The organism is Myroides odoratus, from assembly GCF_001549985.1.
GTDB lineage: Bacteria > Bacteroidota > Bacteroidia > Flavobacteriales > Flavobacteriaceae > Flavobacterium > Flavobacterium odoratum_A.
On sequence record NZ_LROZ01000025.1, the window covers coordinates 1 to 13,397 of the forward strand.

The following is a 13,397-nucleotide window of genomic DNA, read 5'->3' on the forward strand; positions in this document are numbered from 1 at the left end:
GGCACTATCTCTTAAAGTGTGTAAGTTCAAAAATAAAGCTTGGGTTAGGTTTTGAATTAAAGTCTAACCCTTTCTTGATATAGGATTAAGAATTGATCAAGTATAATTCCCCAGCTTTTTACTGGCATTGACCATCTTTTAGTTGCTTCTCTTACAGCCAAATATACGGATTTCATCACAGCTTCGTCTGTAGGAAAGGATAATTTATTCTTGGTATACTTCCTTATTTTACCGTTTAAATTCTCAATTAAATTGGTGGTATAGATGATTTTTCTAATCTCTATAGGGAATTCAAAGAATACTGTAAGATCTTCCCAATTGTTTCTCCAACTTTGTATTGCATAGGAATATTTATGTTCCCATTTAACAGCAAAGTCATTAAAAGCAGCTTGCGCAGCTTGTTTATTTGGAGCATTATAAATATGTTTCATATCAGCAGTAAAAGGTCTTTTATCTTTCCAAACAACGTATTTACAAGCATTTCGTATTTGATGTACAACGCATATCTGCGTTTTAGATTCAGGAAAAACAGTGCGAATAGTATCAGTAAAACCGTTTAAATTGTCAGTTGCTGTAATTAAAATATCCTCAGTTCCACGGGCTTTTATATCCGTTAAAACACCCATCCAAAAGGAAGATGACTCATTTTTACCTAACCACAAACCTAAAACTTCTTTACGCCCATCACGTTTTAATCCTACTGCGATATAAATAGTTTTATTAATCACTTTTGAATCTTCTCGAACTTTAAATACAATTCCATCCATCCAAACAATTAAATAAACTGGTTCTAATGGGCGATTTTGCCAAGCGATAATATCTGCAGTAACAGCATCGGTTATACGAGATATTGTGGATTTAGAGACATCGAAATTATATACTTCTCGTATTTGTTCTTCGATATCAGAAACAGACATCCCTTTGGCGTAAAGGGAAACAATAACGTTTTCCAAGCCCTCCACCATGCTTTTTCGTTTGGGGATAATCATAGGGTTAAAACTAGCATCACGATCCCTAGGAACCTTTATTTCTTCTTCTCCGTAACTCGTTTTTATCTTTTTGGTAGAGTAACCATTACGCGTATTTTCTTCCTTTCGTAAATCATGCTTATCGTAATCTAGATGAGCATCTAACTCGCCTTCTAACATTTTTTCAATTCCTCGCTTTTGTAAGTCTTTTAGGAAGTTTTGAAGTTCATCTCCAGTTTTAAACTGTTTGAAAAACTCATCCGGAAATAGGTCTTTTGTTTCCATAACTATTTAAATATTAAATATATAAAAAAATTCTGCGCGGTTTTAACCCAAGCAGAATTTTATACTTACACAGTTTTTGGTACAGTGTCGTGAACTGTCAACCGTAAATTGTAAACCGTCAACCGTAAACTGTCAACAAAAAAAGACCAAGTATCCAGAGGAATACTTGGTCTTCGGTAATTTATTGAATTGTTATTTATTTGTTCTTAGTTGAATAATCCCAACACTAAGGATGGGTATAAACCAAATACTACAACAGCAGCAACAGCGATTAAACCTACGATTTTGTAAGATAAAGGCACTTGGATGGTTGTTGTTTCTACTTCCTCTTCTTGTTTGGTAAACATCAAGATGATAATTTTTAAGTAGTAGTAAATACTGATGAAGGAGTTAATCACCCCAAAGATGACTAACGTGATGAATCCGTTTTTCACTGCTTCTGTGAATAAGAAGAATTTTCCGAAGAAACCAGCGAAGATTGGAATACCACCCATAGATAATAATGCAACTGATAAGATAACGGCTAAAAGGGGGTTAGATTTGCCTAATCCTTTGAAGTTATTGATATGTTCGTTATCTTTTCCTTTGGTTACAATAGTCAATACCGTAAATGCTGCAATACCCGCGAAAGCGTATGAGGTAGCGTAGTAGAATAGGTTTGGTGTTGCACTTCCTAATGCTGTTAAAGCCATCATCATAAAACCAGCATGTGAAATACCAGAGTATGCTAATAAACGCTTCATATTATCTTGGCGTAGGGCCATGATGTTACCCACAGTCATCGTCAAAATTGCAATGACAACAATAGCGGTGGTGTAGTGCGAAGGCATTTGGTGTAACAAGTTAATCGATACTTTGTACAAGGTTGCCACTGCAGTCACTTTTACCAACGTACTCATCATAGCCGTCGTTAAGTTTGGTGCTCCTTGGTATACGTCTGGTGCCCAGAAGTGGAAAGGTACAGCTGCGATTTTGAAAAGCATACCGATAATAACCATCGTCACTCCTAATGCATACCACACAGGCATTGGATTACTAGTTGTTAATTGTGTGATTTGAGCCAAATCAAAAGATCCTGTTGCTCCGTAAATCAAAGCAATTCCGAATAGAACTACTCCAGAAGCAAAAGATCCTAATAAGAAATATTTCATGGCCGATTCGTTACTCTTGATGTTAGTACGATCTGATCCACAAAGAATGTATAGGGTAATAGAAAGAATTTCTAATCCCACGAAAAACATCGCCATATTTCCAAAACTCACCATGGAAATTGCTCCCATCAGCAAGAATAACTTTAAAGAAATATAGTCTGATATTTTAGAAAATTGCGTTTGATAAAAGTCTTTACTCAAAGCAACTAACAAAATAGTTAATGCAATAAATAAAGAAGTAAAGGCACTAGAAAACTTAGTAGTCACAATCATATTGTTGTAATGGGCTTCCACCACATCAATCGTACAAAGCGTGTAACCCAGAATTCCCAGTAGTCCTACAATCGTTAGCGGGATGATTAATTTTCTCAAATTAATGATCTCTGCTAGTAGAACGATAACCGCTAATACTCCAACTGCTATTAATGTATTCATCTTTTATATTTTGGAATTATGGCTTCAGAATAAGCTGAATCTCAATTGTTATTTAATATAGGATACGATTTCAACCAAACTAGGTGTAATTAAATCGGTAATTGGCTTAGGGTAAATTCCTAAGAAAATTACAGTGATTACTAATACTCCTAATACAATTTTTTCGTTTACGGACACTTCTTTAAATACTTTGGTATTCGTTTCACCTAGCATCGATCTTTGAAACATGCGCAACATATAGAACGCACCGAAAATGATACTTGTACCTCCAATGATTGCATACCAGATATTGATTTGCGATAGACCGTATAGTAAGCTGAATTCACCAATGAAACTGAATGTTCCAGGTAAACCAATCGATGCAAACAACAAGATCATGAATAGAGAAGCGAATTGTGGTGCTTGTTGGCGAATTCCTCCCATTTCATTAATGGCTCTTGTTTCGAATCTATTGTACATAATTTCAGCTACGTAGAATAAACCAACGATGACAAAACCGTGGGCTAGCATTTGATAAACCGCTCCTAGTAAACCATCCAAGGTTAGGGTATAAGCACCTGCTGCAATTAAACCAACGTGAGCTAAAGAAGAATACGCGAAGAAACGCTTGATGTTCACTTGTTTTAACGCTACGATTGATCCATATACCACGCCGATGATACACAATACTAAAATTGTTGGCATCAACTCTTTCGCTGCTGATGAAGTGATCGGTAACTGCCAACGGATGATTGAGTATAATCCCATTTTCAACATAATCCCAGATAAAAGCATGGTTCCAACAGTAGGTGCTTTTTCGTAGGTTGATGCCTGCCAAGTATGGAAAGGGAAAATCGGAATTTTAATCGCATAAGCTAAGAAGAACGCTAGGAAAATCCAGTATTGCTCTTGACTTGTTAAGCTTACGTTGTATAGATCTGCTAATAAGAAACTACCTGCTTTTTGGTACAGGTAAATGAACCCAACCAACATGAATAGAGATCCTGCGAAAGTGTAAATAAAGAATTTAAAAATCGCTTTTTTACGTGCTTCGAAAGTATCATTCCCCCATAGTAAAGCAATGAAGTAGATTGGAATTAAAGATAATTCCCAGAAAATATAGTATAAAAATCCGTCTGCAGCTAAGAATGTTCCAGTCATAGCAAATGACATAAACATTACTAATCCGTAGAATAGATTTGATTTTTCAATGTGATTTCCAAAAGAGGATAAAATGATTAGCGGTGTTAGCATGGTTGTTAATAAAACAAGGGCTAAAGCTAATCCATCCGCTTTTAAGGCAATGTGAATATTAGGATTCATAATCCATTGCGTCGTAAAACCGGCATTTACTCCTGAATTGTGTTGGCAAATGATGGCAATTGTTTCTACAAATGCGACTAACCCAAATAGCAAAGCAATTTTAGGGGCAAGTGTTTTATTTGCTAAAAACGTAGCAAATGCTCCAACTAATAACGTGAATAATAATATAGTTACGTTCATCTCTCTAAATTATCTTGCAATGAATAAATAATACAACATCAAACAGATTCCAAATACAAAAGCAAATAAGTACAATCCGATGTTTCCGTTTTGTGCTTTTTTTCCTTGTAATGATAATCCATCTGCTATTTTTCCTAAGCCATAAATGGCTTCAGACAATACTACTTCTACTACATCTCTAAAGAATACTGCAAGCGCGTAAATTGGTTTTACAATTACTTTCATGTAAATTTCGTCGATATAGTATTTGTTGTATAATACTTTGTGGAATCCTGTCATTTGTTCATCTGCAGGAGGAAGTTCACCTTTTTTGATGTATTTGCTGTAGGCAATAAATAGACCAATACAAGCTCCAATAACAGCGATAGCCATTAGGATGTATTCTGTAGTTCCTAATACGTGTGGATGTGCGTTCGCACTGTTCACAATAATGGGTTCTAAATAGCTGTTTAACCAACTATTTCCAGGTAAGCTAATTACTCCACCTACCACAGATAAAATACCTAAGATCCATAAAGGAACAGTAATGGCAGTCGGACTTTCATGCAAATGATTCTTTTGTTCTTGTGTTCCTCTGAAATTTTTGAAGAAAGTCAGGTATAACAATCTGAACATATAGAAGGCCGTCATGATAGACGCGATAGATCCGATTACGTATAAAACAGGATTATGACTGAAAGCGGTTAATAAGATTTCGTCTTTAGAGAAGAATCCTGAGAATGGAGGGAATCCTGAAATAGCGATTGTAGCTAAAAGGAAAGTTGCATAAGTTGCGGGCATAAATTTCTTTAAACCACCCATATTTCTCATGTCTTGTTCTCCACCCATAGCATGGATAACCGATCCTGATCCTAAGAATAAACAAGCTTTGAAGAAGGCGTGTGTTACCACGTGGAACACCGCGATTTCGTAAGCACCAAAACCTACAGCCATGAACATTAATCCCAATTGAGATACTGTTGAATAAGCCAATACTTTTTTGATATCGGTTTGTACCAAACCAATAGTAGCAGCAAACAATGAAGTTACAGCCCCTACGATGGCAATGATATTTTGGATATGTGGAGCTAAGTCAAATACAAAGTTTAATCTAGTGATTAAGAAGATACCTGCAGTAACCATGGTTGCTGCGTGAATTAACGCAGAAACAGGCGTTGGTCCTGCCATCGCATCAGGTAACCACGTATACAATGGAATTTGAGCACTTTTTCCTACTGCACCAATGAATAGAGCTAATGCGGCCCATCCAATCCACATGTTGATCTGGTGGTTTGTTCCGTGCATTAGAGCTTCTTTGATGGTCATATAATCCAATGATTGGAATAAGAAAGCCAAGATAAATACCCCAACTAAAAAGCCTAAATCCCCGATGCGGTTCATGATGAATGCTTTTTTAGCTGCGTCGTTATACGATTGGTTTTTATGCCAAAATCCGATTAATAAGTAAGAACACAATCCTACACCTTCCCATCCGATGAATGTGATTAGTAAGTTACTTCCTGTAACTAACACAATCATGAAGAAGATGAATAGATTTAAATAAGCGAAAAACTTAGCATAGTTTTCGTCATTTTTCATGTAGTTGGTCGAATACCAGTGAATCAAGGTTCCGATTCCAGTAACAAATAACAACCACAACAACGAAAGTTGATCCAGTAAAAAGCCAAAAGTAACATTGAAGTTCGCTAAGGCCATCCATTCGAATAGTTCAATTTCGATGGGTTGTTTGGTACTGTTCACTTGGATGAATGCCAATAGTGAAATGATAAAAGAAATTAAAACTGCTACAGTTGCGATAATTCCTGAACCATTACCTAATTTTTTTCCGAAGAAAACATTGACCAAAGACCCAATTAATGGGACTAATAATAAAAGTAAAATTACGTTTGTATCCATAAGGAATTATCCTTTTAAGTTCTTTAATTTATCAATATCAATTGCGCCGATATTTCTGTAAATCGATACGAGGATAGCTAATCCTACAGCAACTTCTGCTGCGGCCACTGCCATAGTAAAGAAAACAAAAACTTGTCCTTGTGCATCTTGGTGATAAGTTGAAAAAGCAACCAATAGCATATTGGCTGAGTTCAACATAATCTCAATACACATAAACATCACAATTGCGTTTCGTCTATATAATATTCCAAATACTCCGATGCAGAATAATAGAATCGATAAGTAGATGTATTTGTCAATACCGATGATTTCAATTACATTTTCCATAATTATGCTGCTTTTTCAGATTTATCTTTTTTAGAAATCAATACAGCTCCAATCATTGCTAGTAATAATAATACTGCAATCATTTCAAATGGAACTACGTATTCATTCAATAATACTTTTCCTAATACGTGAACTGACTGGAAGTCTTGTCCGTGGGTAGCATATTGCAATTCGTACGCTTGATTTCCTCTTAAAGTGATTGATAACAACAATAAACCGACTAAACAGAAGGCTATCGTTGCTACTACTTTAGATACTAAAGGTTTTGATACTTCGTGGCTGATATTTAAGTTCATTAACATGATGGTAAATAACATTAAAATCATGATGGCCCCTGAGTATACCATAATATGGATCATTCCTAAGAATTGTGAGTTTAATAGGATGTAATGACCTGCTATTGAGAAGAAACTAACAACCAACCACAAAGCGCTGTGAATAGGGTTTTTACTCAACAACGTTAACGCTGCACTTCCGAGTGTAATCGTCGAAAGGATGTAAAATAAAATTTCTATCATAATTACGCTTGATTCTGTTTGTTCGTATTAGCAATAGCTGCCTCTAAAGGCATAACCAATTTATCTTTTCCGTAGATAAAGTTTTCACGCGTGATATCTGCTTTGGTAATCTCTCCTGATTTAGTCAAGTAAATGGCTTGTTTAGGACAAGATTCTTCACATAAACCACAGAAGATACAACGAAGCATGTTGATCTCATAGATTTCAGCATACTTTTCCTCGCGGTATAAGTGTTTTTCTTCTGGTTTGCGTTCTGCTGCTTTCATCGTGATGGCTTCTGCAGGACAAGATAGCGCACATAAACCACAAGCAGTACAGCGCTCTCTTCCTTCGTCGTCGCGCATTAGCGTGTGTCTACCACGGTAAACTGGGCTAAATGGACGGGTTTGTTCAGGATAAGAGATTGTCACCTTTTTCTTAAACATGTGTTTTAAGGTAACCATCATTCCTTTAATAATCGCAACCAAATAGATGCGCTCACTCCAAGTTAGTTTCTTGTTAGAAACCATCTTCTTTCTTCCTGATAAAGAATATGTATTAGTTGATGACATGTTTAATTAGTTTAATAGTAAGATTACAACTGCTGTAACGATTAAGTTCAATAATGCCAATGGGATTAATGATTTCCATCCTAAGTTCATCAATTGGTCATAACGGAAACGCGGTAAAGTCCAACGTACCCACATGTATACAAAGATGAAGAAACAGATTTTTATAAAAAGAGCAACAATTCCCAAGACATTTGCAATGTTTACTCCCCAATTTTCAACAGCCCATGACATACCTGGATAGTTATATGCTCCAAAGTATAACACTGCGATGATTGCAGAAGAAATAAATAAGTTTGCGTATTCTGCGAATAAGAAGAATCCCATTTTCATCGAAGAATATTCTGTGTGGAATCCACCGATTAACTCTTGTTCACATTCAGCTAAGTCGAAAGGGGCTCTATTTGTTTCAGCGAATGAACAAATTAAGAAGATTAAGAAACCTAGCGGTTGATAAAATACATTCCAGTTCATTCCACTTTGTTGCAACGCGATTTCTCTCATACTCATACTTTGTGTCAGTAACAACAAAGAGATAAGTGAAAGTCCCATTGCAATTTCGTACGAAATCATTTGAGAAGCAGCACGAATACCACTCATCAAAGAATATTTATTATTAGATGCCCAAGCACCAATCATAATACCGTAAACACCAACAGATAATACGGCAAGAACGTATAAGATTCCTACGTTAAGATCTGCGGCTTGTAAAATAATTTCTCTTCCAAAAAGAACAAATTTGTCACCCCAAGGCAATACAGCACTTGTCATAAGTGCCAAGGTCATGGCTAGGAAAGGACCAAATTTGAATAAGAATCGGTTAGGTGTAGTAGGTTCATACTCTTCTTTAGCAAATAGTTTTAAACCATCGGCTAGCGGTTGTAAAACCCCTCCTTTACCTGCACGGTTTGGACCTAAACGATCTTGTATCCACGCTGCAATTTTTCGTTCAGCTAACGTAGCATACATCGCCATAAGCATTGTAATTGCGAATACAACTACAATAATAACTGCTTTATCAATAATAATTGCTTTATCCATTTTATACCGTTTTATTCTTTAGATTCTTCATTAGTAAAAGGGATAGCTTTCATACTGATCTTTTTGCGATCCTGCTCACGTCCTTCTAATATGTGTTCTTCTGTTTTAATCACTACGTGATCTAATTTCTTCGTGTAGTTGTTTTGATTGATTACAGAGAATTTTTCGAATTTACGCGGCCCTTCAATTACCCAATCCGTTGTTTCTTTGTGGTCAAAGCGACAAGAATTACAGATAAATTCCTCTACCTCGTGGAATTCGTCTTTGCGTGCTGTTACTCGTTGAATTTCTTCTCCAAACATCCACAGGGTTACTTTTCCAGAACAAGTAGGGCAGTTGCGGTGAGCATTGTAAGGTTTGTTAAACCAAACACGAGATTTAAAACGGAAGGTTTTATCTGTTAATGCTCCTACAGGACATACGTCAATCATGTTTCCTGAGAATTCATTTTCAATGGCCGCTGAAATATAAGTAGAGATTTGAGCGTGTTCCCCTCTACCACAAACGCCGTGTACGCGTTCATCTGTTAATTGCTCTGCTGTTTTTACGCAACGGTAGCACAGAATACAACGATTCATGTGTAATTGGATGTTATCTCCTATGTTTTCAGGTTCAAAGGTTCTCTTTTCTTCTTGATATCTTTTTTGTTCTTTACCGTGTTGAAACGCTAAGTTTTGTAAATCACATTCTCCAGCTTGATCACAAACAGGACAGTCTAAAGGGTGATTAATCAACAGAAATTCGGTTACTGATTTTCTCGCTTCTAAAACTCGCGGTGAAGAGATGCTTTTTACTTCCATACCATCCATAACTCCTGTTTTACAAGAAGCCATTAGTTTTGGCATCGGACGTGGATCTGCTTCACTACCTTTTGAAACTTCAACCAAACAAGCTCTACATTTTCCTCCCGTTCCTTCTAGTTTTGAGTAATAGCACATCGCTGGTGGAACTGATTCCCCACCAATCATTCTTGCTGCTTGTAGAATGGATGTTCCTGGTTCTACTTCTATTTCATGTCCGTCTATAGTAACTTTCATAAATTGTGCTTTTTAGCTAAAAAATTAGCATTATTTATTAATCAGGTGTTTTACGCTCGCAAAAGGTTCATTGACATAGTGATTTCTGTCTTTTACTTTTTCTGGGAATAAAACGTGATATTCAAACTCCTCTCTAAAATGTCTAATAGCAGCAGCAACTGGCCAAGCAGCAGCATCTCCTAAAGGACAAATTGTGTTACCTTCAATATTGCTTTGGATATTCCATAGTAAATCAATATCCTCCATGGTTCCATGTCCAGTTTCAATGCGGTGCAATACTTTCTCCATCCATCCTGTTCCTTCGCGACAAGGTGAACATTGTCCACAGCTTTCATGCGCATAGAAACGAGCAAAGTTCCATGTATTTCTTACGATACAAGCGGTATCATTGTATACAATAAAACCACCAGATCCCAACATCGATCCACTTTCAAAACCACCATCTGATAAAGATTCATACGTCATGAGACGATCTTCACCGTTAGCTGTTTTATATATTAAATGAGCAGGTAAGATAGGCACAGATGATCCTCCAGGGATTAAAGCCTTGATTGGACGATCGTCCATCATTCCACCACAATATTCATCAGAATTGATAAATTCCTCTACAGTAATACCCATTTCAATTTCGTAAACGCCAGGTTTTCTGATGTGTCCTGAAGCAGAAATTAATTTTGTTCCTGTAGAACGACCCAAACCAATTTTAGCATAATCATCACCAGAATTGTTGACAATCCATGGAATATTAGCAATTGATTCTACGTTGTTTACTACCGTTGGATTTCCCCATAAACCGCTTACCGCAGGGAAAGGTGGTTTGATTCGAGGATTTCCTCTTTTTCCTTCTAAAGATTCAATTAAGGCTGTTTCCTCTCCACAGATATACGCTCCAGCACCACAGTGCACGTGTAAATCAAGCGAGTAATCAGTTCCTAGGATATTCTTCCCTAACCATCCAGCAGCATATGCTTCTTTGATGGCTCTTTCTAAGGTTTTGAATACCCACATATATTCACCACGGATATAGATGTATGATAAGTTTGCTCCTAAGGCATAACTTGCCGTAATCATTCCCTCAATTAACAAGTGAGGGATATATTCCATTAAGTATCGATCTTTAAATGTTCCTGGTTCAGATTCATCGGCGTTACATACCAAGTGTCTTGGTTTACCTGATTTTTTGTCGATGAAACTCCATTTTAAACCAACAGGGAAACCTGCACCTCCACGACCTCTTAGTCCTGATGCTTTTACCTGTTCTGTAATATCGTCTGGAGCCATTGTTTTCAATGCCTTTTCAACCGATGCATACCCGCCATTTTGACGATATACTTCGTATGATTTTATCCCAGGGATATTGATTTTGTCTAATAATATTTTTGTCGCCATATTACTATTTGTCGTGAAGAATTACTTTTCCTGCTTTACAATCATCAATGATTTGGTCGATCTTTTCTCGCGTTAAGTGCTCTTTATAAAAGTCTCCTAGCTGCATCATGGGTGCATATCCACAAGCGCCTAAGCACTGAACACCCACTACAGAAAATAACCCATCAGGTGTTGTTTCTCCTGGTTTAATACCTAATTTTTCACAAGCGTATTCCATCATATCGTCTGCTCCACGGATGCCACAGCATGAAGTTAAGCAAAACTCGAACATATACGTACCCATTGGTTTTTGGTTGTACATCGTATAGAAGGTAACTACCTCGTATACTTCGATAGATGAAATGCCCAATATCTCCGCTACTTTATCCATTAATTCTACGCTTAACCAATTGTCATGTGCATCTTGTGCTGCGTGTAAAACAGGTAAAAGTGCTGATTTCTTTTTATCAGCAGGGTAGTGGCTCAACAATTCGTCAATGCGTTGTTGAAGTTCAGGCGTGATATTTATATTTTGTTTGTATTTCTTCGTTTCCATGATTTAAGCGTCTAATTCTCCTGCAATGATGTTTAAACTTGATAGGGTAATAATCGCATCTGATAGCATACCTCCTCTTACGATGTCATTGTACGCTTGGTAAATGATAAAGCAAGGTCTTCTGAAATGCAAGCGATACGGTGTTCTACTACCATCAGTGATCAAGTAGAATCCTAGTTCACCATTACCTCCTTCAACCGCGTGGTACAATTCAGTTACTGGAACTGGCACTTCACCCATCACAATTTTGAAGTGATAAATTAAAGCCTCCATATTGGTGTATACATCTTCTTTTGGAGGAAGGTAGTATTCTGGAACATCTGCGTGGTAAGGGCCTTCCGGCATTTTATCCAACGCTTGACGAATGATTTTCATACTTTCCCAAACTTCTGCGTTACGCACACAGAAACGGTCGTAGCAATCACCAGCGGTTCCTACGGGGATTTCAAACTCAAAATCTTCATATGAGCAGTAAGGAGTAGCGACGCGAACGTCGTAATCTACACCTGCCGCACGTAAGTTTGGTCCTGTAAATCCGAAGTTGATAGCGTCTTCTGCAGAGATTCCACCTACACCTACAGTACGATCCATGAAGATTCTATTTCTAGTCAATAAACCTTCAAATTCGCTCCAAATAGCAGGAAATTCAGCTAAAAATTCTTCAATTTTTTTGAATACCGTTGGGCTCCATTCTCTTTCGAATCCACCAATACGTCCCATGTTTGTCGTTAAACGAGCACCTGAGATTTCTTCGTAGATTTCGTATATTTTTTCTCTGTATTGGAATACATATAAGAATCCAGTTAGGGCTCCTGTATCTACACCCATAACAGAACTACAAATGATGTGGTCTGCGATACGTGCTAATTCCATTACAATTACGCGCATGTATTGCACGCGTTTAGGAATATCAATACCCAAAGCTTTTTCTACAGTCATCCACCAAGCCGTATTGTTAATCGGTGATGAACAATAGTTCAAACGATCGGTTAATACGTTAATTTGGTAGAATGGGCGGTTTTCTGCGATTTTTTCAAAGGCACGGTGGATATAACCCACAGTTCCTTCTCCATCTAGAACCTTTTCCCCATCTAATAAGATAATATTTTGAAAGATACCATGCGTTGCGGGGTGCGTAGGACCTAAGTTTAAGATCTGTAACTCTGTTCCATCTTCTTGAAACTTTTCCTCAATCAGCTTCGCGTATCTCTGTTCCGGTGGTAATAATAAATCTGACATAATCTTGAATCTTAATCAGTTATTAACAATTGTGAATCGTTCTACCAAAGAATCGATCGTCTTTGTCTGTTCTTCCTTCATCTTCCAATGGAAATTCTTTGCGCAGTGGGAAAGATTCCATTTCATCCATATTTAAAATACGTTTCAATTGTGGATGATTCTTGAACTTAATGCCGTAGAAATCATAGGTTTCTCTTTCTTGCCAATTCGCAGATTTGAATAAATCTACAACAGAATCAACGGTTGGATTTTTGCTGTTCAAAAAGGTTTTGAAGCGAATTCTCACGTTGTCCATCCAATTGTGCATGTGGTATACCACGGCAAATTGACGATCTTCTTCTGAATCTGGGTAATGAACCCCACAAACATCCGTTAGAAAGTTGAAATTCATCTGGTCATTTTCTTTCAAAAACTGAACAACTGCGTGAAGAGTATCCGGCGCGACTTCAAAAATAAGCATGTCGTGTTGTTCGTGAAATTCCTTAACCGACAAACCAAATTGGTCGATTAAAGCTTTTTGAATGGTTTGATTATCTAATGCCATAT

At 37.1% G+C, this 13,397-nt stretch carries 13 protein-coding genes; all 13 read right to left on the reverse strand.

The window, feature by feature from the left end:
- Window positions 1-56: 56 nt before the first annotated feature.
- Window positions 57-1,253 carry an IS256 family transposase gene (locus AWV75_RS16995; RefSeq protein WP_060874578.1) on the reverse strand — a complete coding sequence of 399 codons (1,197 nt, stop codon included), beginning with the start codon at window positions 1,251-1,253 and terminating at the stop codon, window positions 57-59.
- Window positions 1,254-1,459: 206 nt separating this feature from the next.
- A complete protein-coding gene (locus AWV75_RS17000; protein ID WP_060875501.1) occupies window positions 1,460-2,839 on the reverse strand; it encodes an NADH-quinone oxidoreductase subunit N in 1,380 nt (459 codons plus the stop codon).
- 48 nt (window positions 2,840-2,887) lie between these two features.
- Window positions 2,888-4,321, reverse strand: coding sequence for a complex I subunit 4 family protein (locus tag AWV75_RS17005; protein WP_060875502.1), 1,434 nt, complete (start codon window positions 4,319-4,321; stop codon window positions 2,888-2,890).
- Between the two features lie 9 nt (window positions 4,322-4,330).
- Window positions 4,331-6,217: an NADH-quinone oxidoreductase subunit L gene (gene nuoL / locus AWV75_RS17010; protein WP_060875503.1), complete on the reverse strand. Its 1,887-nt coding sequence runs from the start codon at window positions 6,215-6,217 to the stop codon at window positions 4,331-4,333.
- Window positions 6,218-6,223: 6 nt separating this feature from the next.
- On the reverse strand, window positions 6,224-6,544 hold the full coding sequence (gene nuoK / locus AWV75_RS17015) for an NADH-quinone oxidoreductase subunit NuoK (RefSeq protein ID WP_002989006.1): 321 nt from the start codon (window positions 6,542-6,544) through the stop codon (window positions 6,224-6,226).
- A gap of 2 nt (window positions 6,545-6,546) precedes the next feature.
- The gene (locus AWV75_RS17020) at window positions 6,547-7,062 is read right to left on the reverse strand and encodes an NADH-quinone oxidoreductase subunit J family protein (protein ID WP_060875504.1); all 516 of its coding nucleotides are present in this window, start codon (window positions 7,060-7,062) and stop codon (window positions 6,547-6,549) included.
- A gap of 2 nt (window positions 7,063-7,064) precedes the next feature.
- Window positions 7,065-7,613, reverse strand: coding sequence for a NuoI/complex I 23 kDa subunit family protein (locus AWV75_RS17025; protein ID WP_060875505.1), 549 nt, complete (start codon window positions 7,611-7,613; stop codon window positions 7,065-7,067).
- 6 nt (window positions 7,614-7,619) lie between these two features.
- Window positions 7,620-8,651 (reverse strand): NADH-quinone oxidoreductase subunit NuoH, encoded by a 1,032-nt coding sequence (gene nuoH, locus AWV75_RS17030; RefSeq protein ID WP_002989011.1) that lies wholly within the window; start codon window positions 8,649-8,651, stop codon window positions 7,620-7,622.
- Between the two features lie 11 nt (window positions 8,652-8,662).
- Window positions 8,663-9,688, reverse strand: a complete 1,026-nt coding sequence (locus AWV75_RS17035) for a 2Fe-2S iron-sulfur cluster-binding protein (protein WP_060875506.1) — start codon at window positions 9,686-9,688, stop codon at window positions 8,663-8,665.
- Between the two features lie 30 nt (window positions 9,689-9,718).
- Complete coding sequence (gene nuoF / locus AWV75_RS17040; RefSeq protein WP_060875507.1) at window positions 9,719-11,077, reverse strand: NADH-quinone oxidoreductase subunit NuoF; 1,359 nt, start codon at window positions 11,075-11,077, stop codon at window positions 9,719-9,721.
- Between the two features lie 4 nt (window positions 11,078-11,081).
- Entirely contained in the window at window positions 11,082-11,612 is a 531-nt protein-coding gene (locus AWV75_RS17045; protein ID WP_002989017.1) for an NADH-quinone oxidoreductase subunit NuoE family protein, read from the reverse strand.
- A gap of 3 nt (window positions 11,613-11,615) precedes the next feature.
- Window positions 11,616-12,851, reverse strand: coding sequence for an NADH-quinone oxidoreductase subunit D (locus AWV75_RS17050; RefSeq protein ID WP_060875508.1), 1,236 nt, complete (start codon window positions 12,849-12,851; stop codon window positions 11,616-11,618).
- Between the two features lie 22 nt (window positions 12,852-12,873).
- Window positions 12,874-13,395 carry an NADH-quinone oxidoreductase subunit C gene (locus AWV75_RS17055; protein WP_002989021.1) on the reverse strand — a complete coding sequence of 174 codons (522 nt, stop codon included), beginning with the start codon at window positions 13,393-13,395 and terminating at the stop codon, window positions 12,874-12,876.
- Between the last annotated feature and the right edge of the window lie 2 nt (window positions 13,396-13,397).

What these genes read in the sequence shown, in the direction of transcription:
- nuoF (WP_060875507.1), bottom strand. Translation starts at nt 11,077, where the DNA reads ATGGCGACAAAAATATTATTAGACAAAATCAATATCCCTGGGATAAAA.
- AWV75_RS17035 (WP_060875506.1), bottom strand. Translation starts at nt 9,688, where the DNA reads ATGAAAGTTACTATAGACGGACATGAAATAGAAGTAGAACCAGGAACA.
- AWV75_RS16995 (WP_060874578.1), bottom strand. Translation starts at nt 1,253, where the DNA reads ATGGAAACAAAAGACCTATTTCCGGATGAGTTTTTCAAACAGTTTAAA.
- AWV75_RS17055 (WP_002989021.1), bottom strand. Translation starts at nt 13,395, where the DNA reads ATGGCATTAGATAATCAAACCATTCAAAAAGCTTTAATCGACCAATTT.
- nuoK (WP_002989006.1), bottom strand. Translation starts at nt 6,544, where the DNA reads ATGGAAAATGTAATTGAAATCATCGGTATTGACAAATACATCTACTTA.
- AWV75_RS17025 (WP_060875505.1), bottom strand. Translation starts at nt 7,613, where the DNA reads ATGTCATCAACTAATACATATTCTTTATCAGGAAGAAAGAAGATGGTT.
- AWV75_RS17000 (WP_060875501.1), bottom strand. Translation starts at nt 2,839, where the DNA reads ATGAATACATTAATAGCAGTTGGAGTATTAGCGGTTATCGTTCTACTA.
- AWV75_RS17005 (WP_060875502.1), bottom strand. Translation starts at nt 4,321, where the DNA reads ATGAACGTAACTATATTATTATTCACGTTATTAGTTGGAGCATTTGCT.
- nuoH (WP_002989011.1), bottom strand. Translation starts at nt 8,651, where the DNA reads ATGGATAAAGCAATTATTATTGATAAAGCAGTTATTATTGTAGTTGTA.
- AWV75_RS17050 (WP_060875508.1), bottom strand. Translation starts at nt 12,851, where the DNA reads ATGTCAGATTTATTATTACCACCGGAACAGAGATACGCGAAGCTGATT.
- AWV75_RS17020 (WP_060875504.1), bottom strand. Translation starts at nt 7,062, where the DNA reads ATGATAGAAATTTTATTTTACATCCTTTCGACGATTACACTCGGAAGT.
- nuoL (WP_060875503.1), bottom strand. Translation starts at nt 6,217, where the DNA reads ATGGATACAAACGTAATTTTACTTTTATTATTAGTCCCATTAATTGGG.
- AWV75_RS17045 (WP_002989017.1), bottom strand. Translation starts at nt 11,612, where the DNA reads ATGGAAACGAAGAAATACAAACAAAATATAAATATCACGCCTGAACTT.